Raw genomic sequence first — 22567 nt, 5'->3', positions numbered from 1 at the left:
GGGCAGCCCCGTACCGGACCACACGACGGCGAGCAGGCCGGTGCGGGATCACGCGGCAGCGGCGGGCGGGCCGGTGCGGGAATTACGCGGCAGCGGCTGGGAGACCCGTGCGGCTCACGTCGCGGCCGGCGTCGCGGGCGAGGTCGGCGAACCTCAACGCGTTCCGCACGGCCGCGCCGCCCGGATCGTTGTTGAAGTAGACGTACGCGTCCGGCACGTCCCCGAGCCGGTCCAGCCACGTACGCAGCGACCGGTCGCCGTACGAGGGACGCGGCCGGGCCAGGCCCTCGTGCAGGCGGAGATAGGCCCACGGCGCGGTGCGCCAGAGCGGGTTGTTCGGGCGACCCCGGCTGTCGGCCCAGCAGAGCGCGGCGTCGAACTCGCACAGCGTGTCGCGCACCTGCTCGGTCCACCAGGACGTGTGCCGGAACTCGACGGTCACCCGCACGCTCTTCGGAAAGCGGGCCAGGCAGCGGCGGAGCCGCTCGCAGTCCACCGCCATCGTGGGCGGGAGCTGCAACAGCAGCGGGCCGAGCTTCGGGCCGAGGCCCTCCGCCACCCCGAGCAGCCGTTCGACCGGCTCCTCCGGGTCTTTCAACCGCTTGACGTGCGTGAGGAAACGGCTGGCCTTGACCGCCATGACGAAGTCGCCGGGTGTCCGCTCACGCCACGACTCGAAGGTCTCGCGCGACGGCAGGCGATAGAACGCGTTGTTGTTCTCCACCGTGGCGAACGCCTCTCCGTACCTTTCCAGCCAGAGCCGCTGCGGCACGCCGGAGTAGAGCCGGTCGCGCCAGTCCGCGTACTGCCAGCCGGAGGTGCCGACGAACAGGGCCATGCCGCCCCTCTACCCGCGTTATTCGCATAGATCCCCGATCGTTGGGCAGGTCGGTCGCGTATCGACGAAATCGCAGGTCAAACCAAGGGAGCTGAGATGATCCAGGGAAAGACGATCGCCTTCCTCGTGGCACCGGAGGGCGTCGAGCAGGTCGAGCTGACCGAGCCGTGGAAGGCCGTGCAGCAGGCGGGCGGCACCCCCAGGCTGATCTCCACGGATCCGGGCACCATCCAGGCTTTCCACCACCTCGACAAGGCCGAGTCGTTCCCGGTCGACGCGACGCTCGACCAGGTCTCCGCCTCGGAGTTCGACGGGCTGGTCCTGCCGGGCGGAGTCGCCAACCCCGACATGCTGCGTACCGAGCCGAAGGCCGTCGCGTTCGCGAAGGCGTTCTTCGACGAGGGCAAGCCGGTGGCCGCGATCTGCCACGGGCCGTGGACGCTGGTCGAGGCCGACGTGGTCCGTGACCGTACGGTCACCTCCTGGCCGAGCCTAAAGACCGACCTGCGCAACGCGGGGGCGAACTGGGTGGACCAGGAGGTCCAGGTCTGCTCCGGCGGGCCGAACACGCTGGTCACCAGCCGCAAGCCGGACGACCTCAAGGCGTTCTGCCAGGCCGCGCTCGACGCCTTCGGCGGTGACTGACAGGCATTCCACCAACGCCCCGCCGTCCCGGACCACGGGCGAAAGCACAGACCGTCAGCCCGGGGCGCTACCGAGCCTGCCGCACGACAGGACCGGCAGGTCTCATCAGCGGATGAGCGTCTCCCGGCAGGACGCGGCCCATCGCCAGGCCTAATCCGGGTTCGCGGCGGGTTTCGGCCTCCCTTGATCGAGACGTCTGCGGCCTCACGAGGCATCAGGGGCCTATCGCCGTCTTGTCCCTGCGACCCGTTGACGCCTATCCGGCCGATGAGAGCCACGACGGCGTTCGATCAGGAGCCCCAGACCAATGCGCCGATACCTCCACACATCAGTCACGTACTGCAACTATTCAATTACGGAGAATCAAGAATTAGCATTCCGGTCAGGCGATCTTCCCTACCGTCGCCCTGTGCCGAAAGCCGAACACGAAGCCATCGTGCGCCTGTTCTACGAGCGCCCCCGACTGGCCGCCGAACTCCTCTCAGAAAGCCTTCACGTCCAGCTCCCCGAATACGATCACGCTACGGTCGAGACGGGAGACCTCACCGCGGTGACTCCCGCCGAGCTGCGAGCCGACTCGGTGATCGTGCTCAGCCGCGAACGCGTCGACGCCAAACCCGCGCCGGTCCTGGCCGTCGTCGTCGAGGTGCAGAGGACACCGGATCCTGACAAGCACTGGAGCTGGCCGATGTACCTCATCAGCCTTCGCAGCCGCATGAAATGCCCGACGATCCTGCTGGTGATCTGCCCGGACGCGAAAACCGCCCACTGGTCCCGGCAACCCATCGGACTGGGCCACCCCGGTCTGGTCCTCAGCCCGCTCGTCGCCGGGCCGACCGATGTTCCCGTGATCCTCAGCCCACTGGAGGCCGCCGAGGATCCGGAACTCGCCGTCCTCTCGGTGATCACCCACGCGACGACACCGGAGGGTCCGGAAATCCTGGACGCCCTGCTCACCGCGGTACACAAGCTCGATCCCGAACGCGGCGCCCTATACGCTGACATGGTACGTGCGGCGCTGCCCCACAAGATCTGGGAGCACCTGGAGAATCTCATGCAGACCGAAACTCGTGAATTCCTCAGCGACTGGGCCCGCGACAACGTCGCCAAGGGCAACGCAGAGGGCAGGGGCGAGGCGATCTTCGCAGTGCTCGCCGCACGCGGACTCGACGTCCCCGACGATGTCCGTACCGTCATCAAGGACTGCTCGGACCTCGACCGTCTCGACACCTGGATCCGCGCCGCCGTCACCGTGGAATCGGCCCGCGACCTGCTCGACATCTGAGGCACGAGCCGGGTCGGCATCCACCGGCCCCGCTGCGACCGACTACGCCGCCGGACCGTTCGATCGGTCCGGCGGCGCTCGCTATCGTGTCGAACGCCGCGACAGGGGCTCTCCGGTGAGGGCGGCAATCGCAGGTGACGTGTACGCGGGCGCCCAGGGGGTCACGAGGGCTCGCGGGAGCGAAGTTCGTCGGCCGCCTCCTGGTACGCGGCCGTCGCACGAGCGAAGTAGTCGAAAAGCGTTTCGCGTTGCTCCGGGGAATAACTCTGCAGGATCTCGCCGACCTTGTGCCGGGCCGAGGCCATGACCTCGTCCAGCCCCGCGGGCTTCCCGATCAGCTCGACGATGACCTTCCTGCGGTCGTCCCGCGACGGGACCCGGCGTACGTAGCCGGCCTGTTCGAGGCGGTCGATCAACCGGGTGGTGGGTCCGGTCGTGAGCCCCGTACGGGCCGAGAGTTCGCCCGGGGTCATCGAGCCGGCCAGTTCCAGGGTGTTCAGCGCGTACAGGTCGGTCGCCCCCAGGTCGCACGCTTTGGCGCTGGAGTGGCCGTGCAACATGACGGCGCTCAGATAGCGGCGGTAGACCGTGCCCGCGTCCGATCGCATCCCCGGTGTCGACATGTGCCGAGCTCCACATCTCTTCTTTTGTATAGATACATCTTCAGTAAAGATGTTGTTCGATCGAAGCTACCACAGGAGCCCAGCCCAGGGCGCCCGCCGGCCTGCGCCCCTGTCCCATGACGTCGCCCGTCCCACACCTCCGCGAGCCGCCCCTCCGTCGCACGGCCCCTCGCCCGGGCCGTGTGAAGACGCCGAGCAAGACCTCTGAACGACCCGCCGTGCGCCGCCGTCTTCGAGGAACTCCATCGGAGCCGATCGCGACGGGGACACGCGGACGCGTCCTTGATCGTCGTATTGCTTCCCGCCGCGGAGCAGCCTCTGTCATGCTTTTCCGCATCGATCGCGATCGATCGCGGAGAAAGACATATATGACTGCTTCTTCCGGCAATTCACTGCCGGCCGCCGGGTCCGAGGTGTTCACGCTCGGCGAGGTTCTGGGCGTCGTCTCGGCCGACCGGCTCCGGCACGACGGCACCGCCCGGCTCGACCTGGAGGGGCCGGAGCTGACCGTGGCCGTCGGGCTGGCGCGGCTGGGCCATTCCGTCGGCTGGCTGGGGAGGGTCAGCTCCGACGAGTTGGGCGCCCGCGCCCTGACGACCCTGCGCGGCGAGGGCGTGGACGTCTCGGCCGTCCGCGTCGACGAGACGGCGTCCACCGGCCTGGTCGTACGGCAGCGCCGGATCGGGCGGTCCATGCACGCCGTCTACTACCGCTCCGGGTCGGCCGGGTCGCGGCTCTCCACCGGGGACGTGCCGGCCGACGCCGTACAGTCGGCGCGGATCCTGCACGTCACCGGCATCACGCTCGCGCTGAGCGGGTTCGCCTGGAGCGCGGTCCACCACGCGGTGAAGCTGGCCAGGGACGCGGGTGTCACGATCTCCGTGGACGTCGATCACCGGCCGTACCTCTGGGAAAGCGTGGACGAAGCACGACAGGGGCTCACCGAGCTGGCCGCGTCCGCCGACGTGCTCTTCGCCAACCAGGACGAGCTGAGCCTCGTCGAGTCGGCGATCGGCAGGATTCCCGAACTCGTCGTCACCCGAGGGTCCAAGGGGGCGAGCGCCACCGTGGACGGGCTGCGCTACGACACGCAGGCCGCCCCGGTCACGGCCGTGGACGCGACCGAGGTCGGCGGCGCGTTCGTGGCGGGCTACCTGAGCGCGCTGCTCGACGGCCTGCACCCGTCCGACCGGCTCAAGCGGGGCATCTCCGTCGCCGCCTTCGCGGTGGCGGGCCCCAGCTCGTGGCAGGGCCTGCCCACCCGCGCCGAACTCCCGCCGTGACCTGATTCGGCCGCTCTCACCGGGCGGACCCGGTCCCCGATGGCGCACCGCCGTGTCCCGGCCGCCGATCGGGGACACGGCCGTCCCGCACCAACGCTCGTCCGACCCACACGCCCCAGGACATCGCCCGGCAGGTACGCGTACACGACCGCGCGCCCACGCGCTTGACGCCCCCGCGAGGCCGGGAATTCCGCCACGCCGCCCCTTGCCACGCCGCGCCGGGCCGTGCCTCAGCCGACGACCATCGCCGACGCCCTTCGCCCGCGTGCGGGAACCTCGTCGTCGCCGCCTCGCCGCGACCTCACATGTCACAGAGGTCCCTTGATTCCGTAACGTCCGGCCCGCAGAATCGGATCAATGGTCTGAACGTAGACCAAAGGGAGCCGCCCATGCCTGGTCTTCTCGGGGACGCGCTGGGGCTCGTCAGGAAACGGGCCGGACCGCCGGTCACGCACACGACGATCACGGGCGCTTTCCGCCACCACATCGCCCGGACGGAGACCGAAAACCCCTGCTGGGCCGCCCGCACGATCGCGCGGGCCGTACGCGACCTCGGCGACCCGCGATTCGGCCGCCTCATCGGCGGCCGGACACCCCCCACCAGTTAGAGGAGGCCACGTGGCGCAAGCCCTCGACGACGACGCCCGACGACTCGCGGAACTCGGCTACAAGCAGGAGCTCTCGCGCACCTGGAGCGGGTTCTCCAACTTCGCCATCTCGTTCTCCATCATCTCGATCCTGGCCGGCTGCTTCACGACGTTCAGCCAGGCGTGGAACAACGGCGGGCCGCTCGCGATCTCCGTGGGCTGGCCGCTGATCTCGGCGTTCATCCTGATCATCGGATTCTGCATGGCCGAGCTGGTCTCGGCGTACCCGACGGCGGGCGGCATCTACTGGTGGGCGGCCAAGCTGGGCCGGCCGATTCACGGCTGGTTCACCGGCTGGCTCAACCTGATCGGCCTGATCGCGGTGACCGCCAGCGTCGACTACGGCTGCGCCACGTTCCTCAACATCACCATCGGCCGGTTCAGCGACGCCTGGGCGCGCGGCGACGCGCTGCGGCAGACGTTCCTGCTGTTCGCCGTCGTGCTCGTGCTGCACGCGCTGATCAACATCTTCAGCCACCGGCTGATCTCGATCCTGCAGAACGTCTCGGTGTGGTGGCACGTGTTCGGCGCGGCCGCGGTCGTGCTCATCCTGATCTTCGGCCCGTCGGAGCACCAGAGCGTCGGGTTCCTGTTCGAGCGGTTCAACAACTCGGGGTTCGGATCGGGCGACTCCGGCCCCGCGTTCTGGCTTTACGTCCTGCCGCTGGGCTTCCTGCTCACGCAGTACACGATCACCGGCTTCGACGCCTGCGCGCACGTGTCGGAGGAGACGCACGGCGCGGCCAGGACCGCCGCGCAGGGCCTGTGGAAGTCGATCTTCTACTCGGCGATCGGCGGCTGGATCCTGCTGCTGTCGTTCCTGTTCGCGGCCACCGACGTGGACGCCGTCAACGAGGAAGGCGGGTTCGTCGGCGCCATCTTCACCTCGTCCCTGTCGTCCACCCTCGCCACGGTGATCTTCGGGATCTCCACCATCGGGCAGTTCTTCTGCGGGATGAGCTGCGTGACCTCCATGTCACGCATGACGTACGCGTTCTCCCGTGACGGCGCGGTCCCCGGCTGGCGGCTATGGTCGCGGGTGGACCGCAACCGGACGCCGGTCAACGCGATCATCGGCGGTTGCGCGGTCGCGCTGCTGATCACCCTGCCCGCCCTGTACGCCCCGGAGGGGACGACCACGCCGGTCGCCTTCCTGGCCGTGGTGTCGATCGCGGTGATCGGCCTCTACCTGGCCTTTCTCATCCCGATCTGGCTCCGCCTGCGCGCCGGGAACGGATTCCAGGCCGGCCCCTGGACGCTCGGCCGCAAGTACAAGGTGCTCGGCTGGATCTCCGTCATCGAGATCGCGGTGATCTCGGTGTACTTCATCCTGCCGATCGCGCCCGCCGGGGTGCCGGGCAACGAGGACTTCACCTGGACGTCCGTGAACTACGCCCCCATCGCGGTGGGCGCCGTACTGCTGGGCATCGCCCTGTGGTGGACCCTCTCGGCGCGCAGGTGGTTCACCGGCCCCCGGCGCACGATCGACGAGGTCGACGAGCCGGAGCCCGTCGCCTGACCGTCCACCGCCACTCCTCCTCACCTTCGCGGCCCGCGCCGACCCGGCGGCGCGGGCCGCTCCCGTGGAACACCAGGGGGTTCCCATATATCGGGAAATTCGTTATAACAACCTAACGATGTAACGACGCCGTCCGAGAGCGGCGCCGTGCAGCGGGGAGGAGGCAACCCCCTTGAGGATCACCGGAGTGATCTCCCTCGGCGCCGCGTTGGCGCTCACGCTCACCGCATGTGGCGGCTCGGGCGACGCCGGGAAAGACGGCGGCAAGCAGACGATCTCGTTCCTCACCCACTGGGGCCCCGAACAGGTGACCGCCCTCAAGGCGGCCGCCTCCGCGTTCGAGAAGAAGAACCCCGGCGTCACCGTCGAGGTCAGGGCCGTCCCGTTCGCCAACCTGCTCAGCACGCTCCGAACGCAGGGCGCGAGCCCGGGCGGCCCGACCATCGCCGGGATCTACGACCTCTGGCTGCCCGAGCTGGTCAGGGACGGCCTCGCCGCGCCCGCCCCGGCGGCGGCCGCCGCCGATCTCAAGGCCAACTGGCCGGCCAACCTCGCGGAGGGCGTCACCAAGCAGGGCGCGGCCCGCGGCTATCCCAACGAGGTCGATCTGTACGCGCTCAACTACAACAAGAAGCTCTTCGCCGAGGCGGGCGTCGCGGCGCCGCCGAAGACCTGGGACGAGCTGGTCGCCACCGCCGCCAAGCTGACCAGGCGCGACGGCGGCAAGGTCACCCAGCAGGGCTTCGGCGTCATCACGAGCTGGCCCGCCGGCGTCGTCCACCCCTGGTTGTCGCTCGTCGGCTCGAACGGCGGCGCGCTCCTCGACGGGAGCACCCCCAAGCTGGACGACCCGAAGGTCGTCGCGGCGGCCGAGCTGTACGCCCGGCTCGTCAAGGAGGGCTCGACCCAGTCGTCCATGAGCAGCGCGAACGCGAACACCACCGGCCCCTACCTCGACAACTTCGTCAACGGCAGGACCGGCATGATCATCATGGCCAACTGGTGGCAGAGCGCGCTCAAGGAGGCCATGGGCGCGAAGTACGGCGACGTCGGCGTGGCCCCGATCCCCGTCGGCCCGGGCGGCACCGCCTCCGCCCCGGTCTCGTACTCGTGGCTGACCGTCGTGAACGGCAAGGCTCCGGCGGCCAGGCAGGACGCCGCGTGGAAGTTCCTCGCCTTCCTCAACGGCCCGGACAGCGGCAGGAACGGCTCCTCCGCCATGGGCGACATCCTCATGTCGATGGGCATCCTGCCCAGCCGCACCGGCGACCTGACCGCCCACCAGGGCGACCTGTCCGACCCGTTCATCGCGGCGTACGTGGCCGAGCTGCCGAACGCGAAGCCGTTCCCCTCCGTGCTCGGCGGCGAGGCCATGAGCCAGGCCGTGCAGAAGCACGTCGAGAACGTCGTCTTCGGCAAGGAGACCGCGCAGGAGGCGATGGCCGCGGCGCAGAAGGAGGTCGCGGACGTCCTCACCAAGGCCGGCGCATGACGGTCGGCACCCGCTCCACCCCCGCCGTCCGGGCGGCGTCCGGACGGCGGGCGGGAGCCCGAGGGGTGTCCAGGAAGGCGGCGACGATCGCCTTCCTGTCGCCCGCCATGGCGGTCATCGGCGTGTTCGTCGCCGTGCCGATCGCGCTGACGTTCTGGATCAGCCTGCACGACTGGTCGATGTACACGCCGCTCTCGGAGATGTCGTGGCGGGGGCTCGGCAACTACCGGGACCTGCTGGCCGGCCAGGAGTTCTTCACCGCCCTCCGCAACACCGCGATCTACGTGCTGCTCGTCCTGGTGGTCACGATCCCCCTCGCCCTCGCGCTCGGGATGCTGCTCTACTTCCCGAAGAGCGCGGGCAAGGGCCTGGCCCGGGCGGCGCTGTTCTCGACGTACGTCGTGCCCGCCATCGCCATCGCGATCGTCTGGGGAGCGCTGTACGCGCCCGACTACGGGCCGATCGCCCAGGCGTTCGCGGCCGTCGGACTGGACGCGCCGGCCTGGCTCAGCGACCCGGGCACGGCGCTGGTCTCGCTGGTGGTCTTCCACGTGTGGCAGATGATCGGCTACTACACGATCCTCGTCATCGCCGGGCTCACCCAGATCCCCCTCGACCTGTACGAGGCGGCCCGCATCGACGGCGCCGGCTTCTGGCGGCAGACCGTGAGCGTCACGCTGCCCCTGCTGCGCCGTACGACGACGTTCATCGTGCTGATCGCGATCATCAACGCGATCCAGGTCTTCGACCCGGTCTACATCCTCACGCAGGGAGGGCCCGCGGAGAGCACGACGGTGCTGTCGTTCGCCATCCAGCGTTCCGCCTTCCAGTACGGCATGGCGGGACAGGCGAGCGCGATGGCGTTCAGCCTGCTCCTCGTCCTGATCGCGGTCGCCGGAGCCGTTCTCGCCGCGATGAGGAGGCGGTCATGAGGCGTGTCGCACGGGTGGCGACCGGACTGGCGTTCACGCTGGTCATCCTGGTGCCGCTGTTCCCTCTCTACTGGATGGTCATCTCGGCGCTCAAGGGGCCGGAGGAGCTGCAGAAGATCCCTCCGACCTGGTTCCCCGCCGACCCGACGTTCGGGGCGTTCGGCGAGGTGTTCCAGGTCATCCCGTTCGGCGGCGCGTTCCTCAACAGCGTGCTGATCGCCGGCGTGTCCACCGTGTCGGTCCTGGTCACCAGCGTGATGGCGGGCTACGTCTTCGCGAAGTACCGCTTCAGGGGACGCGAGGTGCTGTTCTGGGCGGTCGTCGCCACGATGTTCCTGCCGCCGATCGTGACCCTCGTCCCGCTCTACTGGCTGGTCTCCACGATGGGCCTGGCCGACTCCTACCTCGGCGTGATGCTGCCGTGGCTCGCCAACGCGTTCGGCATCTTCCTGATGCGGCAGTTCATCGCGGACGTGCCCGACGAGCTGATCGACGCGGCCCGGATGGACGGCGCCTCGGAGGCGCGGATCCTGTGGCGGGTCATCACGCCGTTGCTGCGCCCGGCGGTCGTGAGTCTCGCGATCTTCGCGTTCGTCTTCTACTGGAACAACTTCCTGTGGCCACTGTCGATCCTGCAGTCCGACGACAAGTTCCCGGTGGTCCTCGCGCTGAGCCGGCTGCTGTCGTACAGCACGAGCGTGCGCTACCAGAACGTCGTCATGGCGGGGGCGCTGATCGCGAGCGTGCCGACCATGCTGGTGTTCCTGCTCGCGCAGCGCGTGTTCGTCCGCAGCGTGGCGCGGACGGGGGTGAAGGGGTGATCTTCGTCGGCATCGACGTGGGCGGAACCTCCGTCCGCGTCCTGACCGAAACCGCCGGTCGCCGGGGGGAGGTCGTCTCCGTCCCGGTCGCGGGCTCGTACGACGCCTTCCTCGACCAGGTCGCCGGCCTGTGCGCGGAAGCCGGGCGGCCGGACGGGGTCGGGGTGGGGCTTCCGGGCACGTCCGACGGCGACCGGCCCCTCTTCGTCCCCGCGCTGCCCTGGATCGAGGGCCGCCCACTGCGTGAGGACCTGGAGCGGCTGCTCGGCGCGAGCGTGCGGCTCGGCCTGGACGGCCATCTCACGCTGCTGGCCGAGGCGGCCGAGGGCGCGGCCAAGGGGGCGAGGTCCGCCGTGCTGCTGGCCGTCGGCACGGGCATCGGCGGCGCGCTCATGGTGGACGGCCGGATCTGGTCCGGGGCGCACGGCAGCGCGGGATCGTGGGGCTGGCTGCCCACGCCCGACTCCGCGCCCGGGTCCCCGGCCGCGCCGGGTGAGGCCGCGGGGCACGGGCCGTTCGAGCTGGCCGCGTCGGGATCGGCGCTGCCGGGAGGACCCGCCCTCGTGGCCGCCGCGCGCGGCGGCGACGAGGCGGCCGCCGCCGAACTCGACCGCTACGCCGTACGGCTGGCCCGCGGCGTCGCGGCGCTGGCCAGCGTGATCGACCCCGATGTGATCCTCATCGGAGGCGGGCTCGCGGACGCGATGGACGTCCTCGGCCCGCTCCTGGACCGCCACGTCGCGCGCTTCGCCTCTCCTGACGGGGCCGGGGTCCCGGTGCGCGCGGCGGAGCTCGGATCACGTGCCGGGGTCGTGGGCGCGCTCCTGACCGCGCGATTGGAGAAAGAATGATCGTGAAGGCGCTGGATCCCACCTCGGGAGTCCCGCTCTACCTCCAGGTCGAGCGAGACCTGCAGCAGCGGATCGACGAGGGCGAGTGGCGGGCCGGAGGGCGGCTGCCCACCGAGGAGGAGCTCGGCAAGGCGTACGGCGTCAGCCGGGTCACGGTCCGGCAGGCGCTCGCCCGGCTGGTCGATCGCGGCGCGCTCGTCCGCGAGCAGGGCCGGGGCACCTTCGTCCGCGACACCAGCCTGACCGCCGGGGCGAGGGGCGTCACGTCCTTCACCGCGGAGCTGGCCGACCTCGGGCACACATCGGGTGGGCGGGTGCTCGAACAGGACGTCGTCACGGCGGAGGAGGCCGCGCTGCCGCCCGAGATGGCGTTGCCTCCGGACGCGCCGGTGCTCCGCCTGCGGCGGCTCAGGACCGACGGCTCCCGCCCGGTCGGCGTGCAGACGGCCCTGCTCCCCCTCGAACGGTTCCCCGGCATCGCCGAGCTGGACTTCACCGACCGGTCGCTCTACCAGGTCCTCAAGGACACGTACGGGCTGGTGCCGCGCGAGGCGATCGAGACGTTCACGGTCGGCGGGGTGCTGGACGAGGACGCGACGACCCTGGGCGTCACCCCCGGAGCCCACGCGTTCTACGTCGAACGGCTCACCTTCGACGCCCACGGCCCTTTCGAGTACGTCCGCAGCGTGATGCGCGGTGACCGGTACCGCGTGCGGCTGGCGCTGCGCAACCCGTGACCCACCTCCGTGGGGACGCGTCCCCACGAGTCAACACCCCACGAGTCGACGGCGCGCATCCCGTGACGCGCCCCGCAGGAAGGAAGCCTGTGAGCTACACCCGGATCATGATCGACATCCTTGATCGGCTCGTCTCGACCCAGGACGAGGCGTTGAACACGGTGGCCGAGCGCTGCGCCGACGCCATCCAGAACGACGGCCTGATCCACCTGTACGGCAGCGGCCACTCCGTGATCCCCACCATGGACGCCTTCCCGCGTTACGGCAGCTTCGCCGGCCTGCACCCGCTGACCGACCCCCGGCTGATGTGGCACAACGTGCTCGGGCCCGGGGGCGTCCGCGAGTTGCTCTGGCTGGAGCGCACCGAGGGCTACGTCCAGCAATACCTGGACCACGAGCCGCTCGCGGCCGGTGACGTCATGGTGGTGTACTCCCACGGCGGGCGTAACGCCGCCCCGGTCGAGGCGGCCATGTACGCGGCCAAGCGCGGCCTGTTCACGGTCGCGGTGACCTCGGTGGCCAACCTGGAGCGCCCGGCCGAGCACTCCTCGGGACAGCGGATCGCCGAGATCTGCGACATCACCGTGGACACCGGTGTCCCCGTGCAGGACGCGATCGTCGAGGTGGACGGCTGGGACCGGCCGGTCGGCGGCGCGTCCACGGTGGTGGCCTGCGTGGTCAGCCACGAGATCGTGACCCGGACCGCGGCCGTCCTGGCCGGCAGGGGCGTCGTGGTGCCGACCTTCGTCTCGCCGACGGTCCCGGGCGCCACGGTGTCGTCGAACGACGAGGTGTTCGCCGACCACCGCCGCCGCCTCCACTCCGCCGAGGGCCGCTCCCTCTGAGGCCCCCTCTCCGCGGCTGACCGCCGCCGGCCCCCGTACGGGCCGGCGGCGGCCGCCGGGCCCTGACGGCGCCGGTGCCGCGTGTGTGTCATGGGCTGACCGCGAGGAAGAGGAACGCGGCGAACAGCACCAGGTGAAGACCGGCCTGGAGCAGGGTCGCCCGCCCGGGGACGACCGTGAGGGTGGCCACGACGACCGTGAGGGCCAGCAGCACGATCTGCATCGAGCCGAGTCCGAGCAGCAGCCTGCCGCCCAGCCACGTCGAGGCGACGGCGATGGTCGGGATGGTCAGCCCGATGCTGGCCATGGCCGAGCCGAACCCCAGATTGAGGCTGATCTGCACCCGGCCCCGCTGGGCGGCCCGTACGGCGGCGATGGTCTCCGGCAGCAGGACCAGCAGCGCGATCACGACGCCCACCACCGACTGCGGCAGCCCCGCCGCGCTCACCGCCGCCTCGATCGCGGGCGACTCCACCTTGGCCAGGCCGACGACGGCGACCAGCGCCACCAGCAGCAGGACGAGGCTGCCCGACGTCAGCCGCATCGAGGGCGGCTCGTGCTCGTCGGCGTCGATGACCTCGCCCGCCTCGGTGACCGGCAGGAACGCCTGCCGGTGCCGGATCGTCTGGGTGACCACGAACAACACGTACAGCGCGAGCGAGGCGACGGCGGCGAACCACAACTGGGGCGGCGAGAAGGCGGGTCCCGGTGTGGTGGGGGTGAAGGTGGGCAGCACCAGGCACATCGTGGCGAGGGTCGCCACGGACGCGAGCGCGCTCCCGGTGCCCCCGGCGTTGAACACGGCGACACGCCGCCGCCGCGTGGCGAAGAGCAGCGAGAGCCCGACGATGCCGTTGCAGGTGATCATGACGGCGGCGAAGACGGTGTCGCGGGCGAGCGACGACGCCCCGCCTTTCGCGGACAACATCATGCTGACGATCAGCGCCACCTCGATGACGGTCACCGCCACCGCGAGGACGAGCGACCCGAACGGCTCGCCCACCCGGTGGGCGACGACCTCCGCGTGGTGGACGGCGGACAGCACCGCCCCGGCCAGCAGCAACGCGACGACGACCACCACGACGGGCGGCAGCAGGCGCCCCCAGGTGAGCCCGAGCGTCACGACCGCGAGCAGCGGGATGACGTAGCTCAGGCTGTCGCTCCAGCGGATGTCGCGCAGGCGGCTCATGCTCCCCCAGCGGCTCGGCCTCGGTCCGACGACCGCTCCCGCGCTGCCGCGTCGCCGCGTGACTCTCTCCTGCCGTGCCGGGTGGGCGGCGAGCGGGCGCGCTCTCAGGCTGCCGTGCCCGGTCCCGGCTCGGACAAACCCGGCGCGCCCCGCCCCGCCGGGCCGAGACCCGGCGGGCGGCGCGGACGCCGCGCGATCAGCGGGCCGAGACCTCCTTGGCCGCCGCCGGGCGCCTGCTGTACGCGTGCTCGATCAGCCTGATCAGCACTTCCTTGCCCGACTCGCGCCTTCGCGCGTCGCACAGCAGCACCGGGACCTCGGAGCCGAGGTTGAGCGCGAGCTTCACCTCGTCCAGGTCGTACCGCGGGGAGCCGTCGAAGCAGTTGACCGCCACGACGAACGGCGTTCCCCTGCGCTCGAAGTAGTCCACGGAGGGGAAGCAGTCGGCGAGCCTGCGGGTGTCCGCGAGCACCACCGCGCCGAGCGCGCCGCGCGCGAGCTCGTCCCAGACGAACCAGAACCGCTCCTGGCCGGGCGTGCCGAACAGGTAGAGCATGTACTCGTCGCCGATGGTGATGCGCCCGAAGTCCATGGCCACGGTGGTGGTGCTCTTGGCCTCCACTCCGGACAGGTCGTCGACGCCCACGCTGCGGTCGGTGAGCGTCTCCTCGGTGCGCAGCGGCCGGATCTCCGACACGGCGCCCACCATCGTGGTCTTTCCGACTCCGAAGCCGCCCGCGACCAACAGCTTGATCGCCTTGGGCAGCTTGGGCTGCTCAGAGCGCCCGGAGGCCATCGAGCACCGCCCTGTAAGTTCTCTCGTCGAGCACGTCTGTCTCCGATTGGGGTTGCTGTACGGCGACGAAGCCCTTTTCGAGCAGGTCGCCGAGCAGCACGCGTACGATCCCGGCGGGCAGGTCCATGTGGGCGGCGATCTCCGCCACGGACAGGGGCCTGCGGCACAGCCTCGCGATGGTGAGGTGCTCGGGGTCGAGGCCGACCTCCGCTCCCGTGGTGGAGCGGATCGTCACCGCGATGGTCACGAGGTCGAACTTGCCCCTCGCGTCCGTGCGCCCGCGCGTCATGACGTACGGGCGCACGATCGGCTCGTCGAGCAGCCACTCCTCGTTGTGCTCTCCGGGACTTCGCTCCATGTTCATCGCGGCACTTCACTCCTGGCTGGGGGTTCGGCGGATCGCGCGGGAGAGGTCAGGTACTGTCCGACCCGGGCGACGAGCATTGCCATCTCGTACGCCACGAGGCCGACGTCGGCGTCCTGCGAGCACAGCACGGCCAGGCAGGCGCCGGGACCGGCCACGCCGACGATGAGGTAGGCCGACTTCATCTCGATGATGGTCTGGCGGATCGCGCCTCCGCCGAACCGTTCGCTGGCGCCGCGGGCGAGGCTCTGCACCCCGGCGGCCACGGCGGACAGGTGTTCGGCGTCGTCGACGCCCAGTCCTTTGGACGACGCCATCAGCAGGCCGTCCGTGGACAGGACGATGCCGTGCTCTGCTTCGCGCACCCGACCGACCAGGTCGTCGAGCAACCAGGCCAGGTCGGCGGAAGCACTGGACTTCTGCGTCACCGGGAGATCTCCTTAACCGCGGGGTGATCGGCTGACGGGCGGGGGGTCACGCCGACGGCCGGTCGTCGAAGGGGCCGGTGTCCTCGCCGACCAGCCTGGACGCGTCGGACCTGCCTCTCCGCGTGCCGCTCTGGAACGAGCCCATGATCTTACGGATCTCCTCGGGGGAACGGTCGTCGTCGTCCTCCTCCACGGCGGCCGCGGTGGGCGGCGCCTCGTCGCGCAGCGCCGGGGCGATGCTCGCCTGCGGCACGCGGAACGGCAGGCCGGACGGTGTGAAGGCCGGCTCGGGAGGCGGTCCCTGCGGCTGGCGCATCGGCAGCGGCTCCGGCTCCGGCTCCGGTCGCGGATCGTGTGCGGGCCCGGTGAGAGGGCCGGTGTGCGGCCCGGTGACAGGTCCGGTGAGAGGGCCGGTGTGCGGGCCCGGCGTGCCGGCGGGCGGTCCCTGGGTGGAGGGGGCGGAGGGGTCGGGGATCGTGCGCACCGCCTGGACCGACGGCTGGCGTCCGCCCACGAGCGCGATCCGCGAGACGGGGAACGAGGGGTTCTCCTGGTCGTCGCGTGTCGCGCCGAAGGCGTTCTCGCCGGCCGGCCGGTCGGCGGCGGTGGGCTCTGACGGGGTCTGCTGGTTCATGCCGTCGCCGATCAGCTCGTGGGGAAGCAGGGCGATCGCGGTCGTCCCCCCGTACGGCGAGCTCTTGAGCACCACGCGGATGCTGTGGCGTTCGGCGAGCTTGCTGACCACGTAGAGGCCGAGGCGGGCCGTGCTGGACAGGTTGAATTCGGGAGGATCGGCGATCCGCTCGTTGGCGGCGGCCAGGTCCTCCTCGCTCATGCCGAGGCCGCGGTCCTCGATCTCGATCGCGTACCCGTTGGCCACGACCTGCCCGCTCACCTGCACCATCGTGTACGGCGGGGAGAACGACACGGCGTTCTCGACCAGCTCGGCGAGCAGGTGGATGACGTCGCCGACCGCGCGTCCCGTCAGCTCGACGTCGCCCATCGGGAGCACGGTGACCCGGGTGTAGTCCTCGACCTCGGCGAGCGCGCCGCGTACCACGTCGACCATGGGGACGGCGCGGCGCCAGGCGCGGGCGGGGGACGCGCCGGAGAGGACGATCAGGTTCTCCGCGTTGCGCCGCATGCGGGTGGCGAGGTGGTCGACGCGGAACAGGTCGCGCAGCTCGGCCTCGTCGTTCTCGCGCCGCTCCATGACGTCGAGCAGGGTGAGCTGCCGGTGGACGAGCGACTGGGTGCGGCGGGCCAGGCTGAGCAGGATGTCGCGGATGCTCTGCCGCAGCTCCGCTTCCTCGACCGCGGTGCGGATCGCGGTCTCCTGGACGGCGTTGAACGCCTGGCCGACCTGGCCGATGACGTCGCCGCCGAACTGGAGGGGCGGCGCCTCGACGGCGACGTCCACCTTCTCGCCGTGGCCGAGCCGGTTGACGACGCTGGGCAGCCGCTCGTGGGCGAGTTCGAGCGCCGCGTCGCGGAGCTTCTCCAGTTGCTGGACGAGGGCGCGGGCCGTGGTGATCGACAGGATGATCGACGCGACGACGGCGAAGAGTCCGAGGACGCCGGCGAGGACCAGGCGCAGGACGACGCCGATCGCCATGGGCGTCGCCCGTTCGACGAGCCGGTCACCGCCGTCGAGGACGACCTTCTGGAGGTTCGCGAGGGCGGGTTCGGCCACCGCGCGCCACTGCGCGTCGGTGACGGCGAGCGGTCGCTCCACCTGCCTGCCCTGGAGCAGTTGGTTTTCGAGGTTGCGCATGGCGGTGACCGCGCGGCTCTTGGTCCACGCCTCGTACGCGGCGCGGTCCTCGTCGCGCAGGCCGGTCGCGGTGTGGTCGAGGATGTAGCGCTGGGCGCCGACGAGGGTCGCGAACCGGGCGTGGTCCGCCTCGGTGAACCGTCCGACCGCGAAGACGCCGGCGAGCAGCGCGTCCTGGCGGGCGAGCATCTCGCGGCCGCGGCTCATCGTGCCGAGCAGCCGGCCGTCCTTGGCGATGCCCTCGTCGTCGAGTGACGCGACCGACTCGTACATCTCGGCGAAGGAGTCCGCGACGTCGTTGTACACCTCCTCGGCCTGCTCACGGCTGAGGCGTCCGGCGTCGACGTCCGCGCGCGCGGCCTTCAGGCCGTCGAGCTGGCCGAAGGTGGCGTGGATGCGTTCCTGCAGCGCGTCGTCGGCGGCGAACCTGACGCTGCCGCTGTCGGCCGAGCTCTGGAACTCCGCCTTGGCCCTGTCGGTGCGGGCCCGCTGCTCCTGCAACTCCTGGCGCGAGTACGTCGCGGAGCCGCCGAGCCGGGCGACGGACATCCGGCGCTCGCGCTGCAGTTCGAGCAGCAGCGGCTCGCTCGGCTCGGCCACGCTGCTGTCGATCGTGGTGGCACCGAGCAGGTTCACGCCCTCCCGCAGCGTCACCCAGGCCGCGAACGCCCACAGCGCCGTGAGCGACACGAGCAAGGCCGTGACCTTGGTCTTTACACGCGAATTGCGGAAGCGCATTGATATCCGTCCAGCAATATCGGAGAATCTCGCGGCATGTTTCTCGGTGATTAACCGGAATGTCACCTGCTCTGCCACGACATGGGCACGCCATATTGCCGCGCCGCACCCGGGGTACCCTAGCAAAAGGTATTAAATCCCCTCAAGGTGACAATACATTTACAGACCTAATGTCCGAATAGGTCAGGATTTGTCACCTTTGACCCGGGCGAACAAGATCATAACTGTCCGTACCACTCCATAACAACTGGGTCAGTCTGGGCGAGGTGCAGCGCCGCCAGCACGGCCGCCCGCACGATGGCCGCCGGAAGGTAGAGGTCCTTGTCGTGCCAGAGCGGCGGGTCCTCGGCCTGGCCGGCGGATTCCAGCAGGTAGGCGTAACCGCGCGCCGCCGCCTCGGTGACCTCCGCCGCCTGGACCGCCCCGGCCTGAGCCGTTCGGGCCGACTCCCCGTGGGCTGTCGGGGGCGCGTCTCCCTGGGCCGCCGGGGGTGCGTCTCCGTGGGTCGCCGCCTCCCGCTGGGGGCGGGCGAGCAGCAGGATCTGCATGGCGTAGGCGGTCTCCTCCGCCGTCCCCTCCCATCGGCCCCAGGACCCGTCCGCCCGCTGGGTGGACAGGACCCACCGCACGGCCCGCCGTACCGCGTCCGCCGCCTCCTCGCCGCCGAAGTCGCCCAGCGCGAGCGCGCACGCCGCCGTCGCGTAGTACGGCGAGGCGTGCCACCGGTCGTCCCAGCTCCCGTCCGGCCGCTGGTGGTCGCGCACCAGAGCCGACAACTTCCGCACGTACGGCAGACAGCGGGCCGCGCGGTCCGGGCACGCGAGCGCGTACTGGCCGAAGGCGTCCAGGACGTGGGCGTTGACGCTGACCGAGAACCCGTCCTCGCCCGGCCAGGTGCAGAAGTGCGTGTCCAGCTCGAACGCCCGCAGCCCGGCCGGCTCGCTCGGCACGCCGAGCAGCGCCAGCGCGTACAGCGCGACCGAGGTCGTGTCGGCGTCCGGCGGCAGGCCGGGACCGGCCGGCGTGCCCGACGGCCCGATCGCGGCCCTGAGGTCCGCCGTCATCTCCGGCGGCACGTCGAGGGGGATGCCGGCGCGGGCCAGCCAGCTCAGCACCCAGCCGCGTTCGAACACGGTGATGGGGAGCCCCACAGGAACCGGCCCGCCGTGCCGCCGCGCGACCGCCTCCAGGTGCCGCAGCGAGCGGTCGGTGGTGTCCAGCAGGCCGCGGTCGCCCAGCCAGGCCGCGGTGGCGGCCGGTGAGGCGCCGACGGTCCCGATCGCCGCGGGCCGGACCGCCGCGGCCCCGCTCGCCGCTTCGCCCGCGATCTCCAGGGCGTGCACCAGCTTCTCGGGCAGGTCGGCGCCGGAGGCGACCAGCGCGCGGACCGCCGCGAGCCGCTTCGAGCCCATGCCGGGAGGCAGGTCGAGCCGCAGGCCGGCGGAGTCGACCACGGCTCCGGGGACGCCCCCGGGAGCACGGTCGAGCGCGTCGAGGTGCTCGTTGATCGCCGCGACCAGCGCGGGGACGATCACGTCCAGCGCCGGCATGTCGGGGAGGGAGGACACGTCCACCGGCGTGCCGGACGCCGACGGCGCGCCGCCGAGCGCGCCCGCGAGCGCCCGCAGCCCGCGGTCCGCGGCGCCCGCCACCTCGGCCGCCGCCTCCGGACGGGAGTCCACGTCGCCCCGCAGCAGCGCGGACAGCAGCGCCTCGGTGGCGCTGAGGGTGGGGACGAGGCCGTACCCCTCGGGCGCGCCCCACGTGCCGTCCGCGTTCTGGCCGCGGACGAGGAAGTCGACACGCTCGGCGTGGCCCGCGAGCCAGGGAGCCAGCGTCACCAGCCGCCCCGTCTCGTACACCGAGGGGGAGACCTGCCCCCACGGCCGGGCCATCAGCCCGGCGATCAGCTCGTCCGCGGCGGCGACGACGGCCTCCGCGCTTTCCGGAACAACCAGGTCGCCAATGCTCACATCTCGCCCCAATAATCGGCGCCGCCGTAGAACCCCGTGTTGAAGCCGACCTGGCATTCCAGGTAGGCGACCGTTCGCGGGCACACGTCCCGCAGCGGTTCGAGCAGCTCTCCGGCACGGTCCGCGAGCTCTGCCATCCGTTCCGACACCTCGTCGCGGCCGACGCCGAGCATCAGCACGTTCACGTCTCCCCAGCCGACGTCCCTGCGGTACGTGGCCAGATCGTTCAGCAGCCGGAGATACCGCTGGACCTCCGCGCTGATCGCCATCACCTCGTCGAGGTGGGACACCGTCCACGGGTCGCCGGTGAAGATCCAGTGCGAGACGTTGACGAAGGAGGACCCGGTGCCGTCGGCGTTCGCCAGGTACTCCTCCAGATCCGGCAGGACCCGCCCGGTCCCGCCGGCGTTCTCCCTGGCGTCGTTCCAGCGCCATTCGCGGGCCATGGCGGTCAACATCCGTTCGAGCTGCGCGCGCCAGACCGGCCGCGCGGCCGCGAAGGCGGGCACGGACGCGAGGTCGTCCCTGATGTCCGCGAGGAACCGGGTGAGCGGGGTGGCCGGCCCCGCCGTGCCGTCCGCCGTGCCGTCCACAGTGCCGTCCGCCGTGGCCAGGCAGTCGCGGACGATCGTGTCGACGTCCTCTGAGGTCTTCGCCGTCACGTCGACCAGCCAGTCGACCGCGAAGACCCACAGTGCTGCGCGGTTGACGATGCGCAGCTCGTCCGCCGTCGCCCAGGGGGAGCCGAACGCGCCGACGAGGGCCAGGGAGCCGTAGAAGCCGGGGTCGAACGGCTTGCCACCGAACAGGTCGTCGTAGGACTCCGCGCATTTGCGGAGGTCGCGGCCGGCCGCGGCGGCGAGTGCGGCGATCCTCCCCATGTCGGAGGCGGCGGTGAATCGTTCGAAGGAGGTGCCGGTCTTTCCGGTCGTACCGGGGTGGTGCACGTGCATGGTTCAGGCGCGCTCGACCGGTACGAGAGACATCTCGAAGTTCTGGTTCGGCCGTAGCGACGAGGCCAGCCGTGGCGTGACCGGCACCGACGTGTGGACGACGGGACGGAACCTGCTCAGGATGCCCCCGACGAGGAGCAGGGCCTCCATCATGAACAGGTGCTGCCCGAGGCACTGGTGCGGCCCGCCGCCGAAGGGGAAGTACGCGTAGCGGTTCCGCCGCTCCTCGTTCTCGGGTGCGAACCGCTCGGGGTCGAACTCGAGCGGCCGATCCCAGAACTCCGGCAGCCGGTGTGTCAGGTAGGAGCTGATCATCACGGTCGAGCCTGCCTTGACGGCGGTTCCGCCGATGACGTCGTCCTTGACCGCCATGCGCGGCAGGAGCCAGCCCGCCGGATAGAGGCGGAGCAGCTCGTTGAGGAACATCCGGAGGTAGCGCAGCTCCGGCAGGTGCGCCGGGCTGATCGGGTCGCCCCCGACCACGCGGTCGACCTCCTCGTAGACGCGCGCCGCGACCTCGGGGTGGGCGTCCAGCGCGACCCACACCCAGGTGAGCGCGGTCGCCGAGGTCTCCGTGGAGGCGCCGTGCATGGAGACGATGTCGTCGCGGATCTTCTTCGCGCCGACGTCCCCGATCTCGTCGTTTCGCGCCCGGCAGACGAACGAGACGACGTCCCGGTCCTCGTTGGGCTGGCTGCGGATCTCCTTGATGCGCGCGTACGCGACGTCGTTGATCGTCTTGACCGAGCGCTCGAACGCCTTGTCCCCGGGCAGCGGGAACTTGCCCGGGACGAACGGCAGGACCAGCCGGATCGCCTTCGACGTCACGGCCGTGTCGTACGCGGGGACGAGCTGGGCGATGTCCTCGCGAGAGATCTTGTCACCGAAGAAGAGCCGGACGATCGTCGGGTGCACGATCTGGGAGATCGCGGTGACGACGTTGAAGCGCTCTCCGGGCCGGATCGTCTCCTCGATCTGCTCCGTGAGGATCTCGGCCATGCGCTCCGCGAGCGAGTCCACGTACTTGGCGGTGAACAGCGGCTGAAGGATCTTGCGGCTCTCCTGCCAGCCCTCTCCGTCCGAGAGGATGCTGTCGCCGATCAGCGGCTTCAGCGGGTCCCAGAACATGCCCTCGCGCACGTAGTTCGACCAGTTGAGGCGCAGGATGTGCTGGACGTGCTCGGGATGCGTCACCAGATACGGCTTGAACGGCCCCATGTTGAGGCGGACGAGCTCACCGTTGGCCGCTTGCCCGGCCTCCTCGAAGGCCAGGATGGGGCTGCGCGCGTGACGTGTCAGCGAGCGGTAGAAGGGAAGCATCCTCGGCTCGCGGGCCACCTCGGCCACACTGGTTGACATTTCAGCTCTCTCCCGGCAGGAATTCATAAGCGGTGCGCGCAACGTTCACGGTCGCCTGCCGGTCGGCGGGAACGGCTCAGACGCCCGCGGGTACCGCGAAACACGCGATCATTGCGCTTGACGTGGGTCGATACTCGAACAGGCCACGGGACATCCCGCGCCCCTCTAAGCACCTCCGCCTTCTCTGGCCCCTCGTACCGCGTGCCGCAATGTGATTCCCCCAGGCATCACTGACACCTTTCGCGCAGTATCACATGATCAACTAGTTCAGATCAAGGTCAACAAGCTGGCAGTTTTGTGAACTGTTGAGTGACATGCAGAGATCGCGGGGATTTGTCATGGTTTATCCGCAATAACGCAACCCATCAGAGGGCGCGCAGAACAAGGGCGGCACCGGTCACGGACGGCGCACGGCGGGCACCGCTCGGGCGGCGGCGCGAGGCGGGCGGCGGCGCGAGGCGGGGACGGCGCGCAC

General features: G+C 70.6%; 21 protein-coding genes. 11 read left to right on the top strand and 10 right to left on the bottom strand.

The genetic code is table 11. From position 1 onward, the window contains the following. Positions 1–82: 82 nt before the first annotated feature. Positions 83–838: a DUF72 domain-containing protein gene (locus AWQ70_RS30830; protein WP_067183887.1), complete on the bottom strand. Its 756-nt coding sequence runs from the start codon at positions 836–838 to the stop codon at positions 83–85. Positions 839–934: 96 nt separating this feature from the next. On the opposite strand from AWQ70_RS30830, the gene AWQ70_RS30825 reads away from it, so the two are divergent. Together AWQ70_RS30825 and AWQ70_RS30820 are read left to right on the top strand one after the other, a co-directional pair. After that, the gene (locus tag AWQ70_RS30825) at positions 935–1483 is read left to right on the top strand and encodes a type 1 glutamine amidotransferase domain-containing protein (RefSeq protein WP_067183884.1); all 549 of its coding nucleotides are present in this window, start codon (positions 935–937) and stop codon (positions 1481–1483) included. 409 nt (positions 1484–1892) lie between these two features. Then, entirely contained in the window at positions 1893–2768 is an 876-nt protein-coding gene (locus tag AWQ70_RS30820) for a hypothetical protein (protein ID WP_067183880.1), read from the top strand. 161 nt (positions 2769–2929) lie between these two features. On the opposite strand, the gene AWQ70_RS30815 is transcribed toward AWQ70_RS30820, so the two are convergent. Further along, entirely contained in the window at positions 2930–3391 is a 462-nt protein-coding gene (locus AWQ70_RS30815) for a MarR family winged helix-turn-helix transcriptional regulator (RefSeq protein WP_218004723.1), read from the bottom strand. Between the two features lie 368 nt (positions 3392–3759). On the opposite strand from AWQ70_RS30815, the gene AWQ70_RS30810 reads away from it, so the two are divergent. From AWQ70_RS30810 to AWQ70_RS30770, 9 genes are all read left to right on the top strand, one after another. Further along, on the top strand, positions 3760–4674 hold the full coding sequence (locus tag AWQ70_RS30810) for a sugar kinase (RefSeq protein ID WP_067183875.1): 915 nt from the start codon (positions 3760–3762) through the stop codon (positions 4672–4674). A 389-nt stretch (positions 4675–5063) separates the two neighbouring features. After that, complete coding sequence (locus AWQ70_RS30805; protein WP_067183872.1) at positions 5064–5282, top strand: hypothetical protein; 219 nt, start codon at positions 5064–5066, stop codon at positions 5280–5282. A 10-nt stretch (positions 5283–5292) separates the two neighbouring features. Further along, entirely contained in the window at positions 5293–6840 is a 1548-nt protein-coding gene (locus tag AWQ70_RS30800; protein ID WP_067183869.1) for an amino acid permease, read from the top strand. A gap of 172 nt (positions 6841–7012) precedes the next feature. Next, a complete protein-coding gene (locus AWQ70_RS30795) occupies positions 7013–8332 on the top strand; it encodes an ABC transporter substrate-binding protein (RefSeq protein ID WP_084517992.1) in 1320 nt (439 codons plus the stop codon). Then, positions 8329–9264: a carbohydrate ABC transporter permease gene (locus AWQ70_RS30790; RefSeq protein ID WP_084517991.1), complete on the top strand. Its 936-nt coding sequence runs from the start codon at positions 8329–8331 to the stop codon at positions 9262–9264. The genes AWQ70_RS30795 and AWQ70_RS30790 overlap by 4 nt, the downstream gene beginning before the upstream one ends. Next, the gene (locus tag AWQ70_RS30785) at positions 9261–10085 is read left to right on the top strand and encodes a carbohydrate ABC transporter permease (protein WP_067183866.1); all 825 of its coding nucleotides are present in this window, start codon (positions 9261–9263) and stop codon (positions 10083–10085) included. Before AWQ70_RS30790 ends, AWQ70_RS30785 begins: the two co-directional genes overlap by 4 nt. Beyond that, complete coding sequence (locus AWQ70_RS30780; RefSeq protein WP_067183862.1) at positions 10082–10936, top strand: ROK family protein; 855 nt, start codon at positions 10082–10084, stop codon at positions 10934–10936. The genes AWQ70_RS30785 and AWQ70_RS30780 overlap by 4 nt, the downstream gene beginning before the upstream one ends. Then, the gene (locus tag AWQ70_RS30775) at positions 10933–11673 is read left to right on the top strand and encodes a GntR family transcriptional regulator (protein WP_067183860.1); all 741 of its coding nucleotides are present in this window, start codon (positions 10933–10935) and stop codon (positions 11671–11673) included. Before AWQ70_RS30780 ends, AWQ70_RS30775 begins: the two co-directional genes overlap by 4 nt. Before the next feature lie 89 nt (positions 11674–11762). Beyond that, positions 11763–12518: a sugar isomerase domain-containing protein gene (locus AWQ70_RS30770; RefSeq protein WP_218004722.1), complete on the top strand. Its 756-nt coding sequence runs from the start codon at positions 11763–11765 to the stop codon at positions 12516–12518. An 88-nt stretch (positions 12519–12606) separates the two neighbouring features. Here AWQ70_RS30770 and AWQ70_RS30765 read toward each other — a convergent pair whose 3' ends face one another. From AWQ70_RS30765 to AWQ70_RS30730, 8 genes are all read right to left on the bottom strand, one after another. Beyond that, positions 12607–13707 carry a calcium:cation antiporter gene (locus tag AWQ70_RS30765; protein ID WP_067183856.1) on the bottom strand — a complete coding sequence of 367 codons (1101 nt, stop codon included), beginning with the start codon at positions 13705–13707 and terminating at the stop codon, positions 12607–12609. A gap of 196 nt (positions 13708–13903) precedes the next feature. After that, the gene (locus AWQ70_RS30760; RefSeq protein WP_067183853.1) at positions 13904–14503 is read right to left on the bottom strand and encodes a GTP-binding protein; all 600 of its coding nucleotides are present in this window, start codon (positions 14501–14503) and stop codon (positions 13904–13906) included. After that, positions 14484–14867 (bottom strand): DUF742 domain-containing protein, encoded by a 384-nt coding sequence (locus AWQ70_RS30755; RefSeq protein WP_067183849.1) that lies wholly within the window; start codon positions 14865–14867, stop codon positions 14484–14486. The genes AWQ70_RS30760 and AWQ70_RS30755 overlap by 20 nt, the downstream gene beginning before the upstream one ends. Beyond that, the gene (locus tag AWQ70_RS30750) at positions 14864–15295 is read right to left on the bottom strand and encodes a roadblock/LC7 domain-containing protein (RefSeq protein ID WP_067183846.1); all 432 of its coding nucleotides are present in this window, start codon (positions 15293–15295) and stop codon (positions 14864–14866) included. Before AWQ70_RS30750 ends, AWQ70_RS30755 begins: the two co-directional genes overlap by 4 nt. A 46-nt stretch (positions 15296–15341) precedes the next feature. After that, on the bottom strand, positions 15342–17759 hold the full coding sequence (locus AWQ70_RS30745; RefSeq protein ID WP_245647230.1) for a sensor histidine kinase: 2418 nt from the start codon (positions 17757–17759) through the stop codon (positions 15342–15344). Positions 17760–18025: 266 nt separating this feature from the next. Then, positions 18026–19780 (bottom strand): prenyltransferase/squalene oxidase repeat-containing protein, encoded by a 1755-nt coding sequence (locus AWQ70_RS42155; RefSeq protein ID WP_084517989.1) that lies wholly within the window; start codon positions 19778–19780, stop codon positions 18026–18028. Then, a complete protein-coding gene (locus AWQ70_RS30735) occupies positions 19777–20733 on the bottom strand; it encodes a terpene synthase family protein (protein ID WP_084517988.1) in 957 nt (318 codons plus the stop codon). Before AWQ70_RS30735 ends, AWQ70_RS42155 begins: the two co-directional genes overlap by 4 nt. Before the next feature lie 3 nt (positions 20734–20736). After that, positions 20737–22092, bottom strand: coding sequence for a cytochrome P450 (locus AWQ70_RS30730; RefSeq protein ID WP_169808766.1), 1356 nt, complete (start codon positions 22090–22092; stop codon positions 20737–20739). Positions 22093–22567 lie beyond the last annotated feature (475 nt).

It is taken from the genome of Microtetraspora niveoalba (assembly GCF_001570405.1).
GTDB lineage: Bacteria > Actinomycetota > Actinomycetes > Streptosporangiales > Streptosporangiaceae > Microtetraspora > Microtetraspora niveoalba.
This window is presented reverse-complemented; position numbering and strand designations above follow the sequence as displayed.

Bases quoted from the DNA above. Each gene is read 5' to 3' on its own strand.
- AWQ70_RS30790 (WP_084517991.1), top strand. From the start codon at position 8,329: ATGACGGTCGGCACCCGCTCCACCCCCGCCGTCCGGGCGGCGTCCGGA.
- AWQ70_RS30825 (WP_067183884.1), top strand. From the start codon at position 935: ATGATCCAGGGAAAGACGATCGCCTTCCTCGTGGCACCGGAGGGCGTC.
- AWQ70_RS30765 (WP_067183856.1), bottom strand. From the start codon at position 13,707: ATGAGCCGCCTGCGCGACATCCGCTGGAGCGACAGCCTGAGCTACGTC.
- AWQ70_RS30760 (WP_067183853.1), bottom strand. From the start codon at position 14,503: ATGGCCTCCGGGCGCTCTGAGCAGCCCAAGCTGCCCAAGGCGATCAAG.
- AWQ70_RS30830 (WP_067183887.1), bottom strand. From the start codon at position 838: ATGGCCCTGTTCGTCGGCACCTCCGGCTGGCAGTACGCGGACTGGCGC.
- AWQ70_RS30785 (WP_067183866.1), top strand. From the start codon at position 9,261: ATGAGGCGTGTCGCACGGGTGGCGACCGGACTGGCGTTCACGCTGGTC.
- AWQ70_RS30805 (WP_067183872.1), top strand. From the start codon at position 5,064: ATGCCTGGTCTTCTCGGGGACGCGCTGGGGCTCGTCAGGAAACGGGCC.
- AWQ70_RS30735 (WP_084517988.1), bottom strand. From the start codon at position 20,733: ATGCACGTGCACCACCCCGGTACGACCGGAAAGACCGGCACCTCCTTC.
- AWQ70_RS30755 (WP_067183849.1), bottom strand. From the start codon at position 14,867: ATGAACATGGAGCGAAGTCCCGGAGAGCACAACGAGGAGTGGCTGCTC.
- AWQ70_RS30775 (WP_067183860.1), top strand. From the start codon at position 10,933: ATGATCGTGAAGGCGCTGGATCCCACCTCGGGAGTCCCGCTCTACCTC.
- AWQ70_RS30815 (WP_218004723.1), bottom strand. From the start codon at position 3,391: ATGTCGACACCGGGGATGCGATCGGACGCGGGCACGGTCTACCGCCGC.
- AWQ70_RS30730 (WP_169808766.1), bottom strand. From the start codon at position 22,092: ATGTCAACCAGTGTGGCCGAGGTGGCCCGCGAGCCGAGGATGCTTCCC.
- AWQ70_RS30810 (WP_067183875.1), top strand. From the start codon at position 3,760: ATGACTGCTTCTTCCGGCAATTCACTGCCGGCCGCCGGGTCCGAGGTG.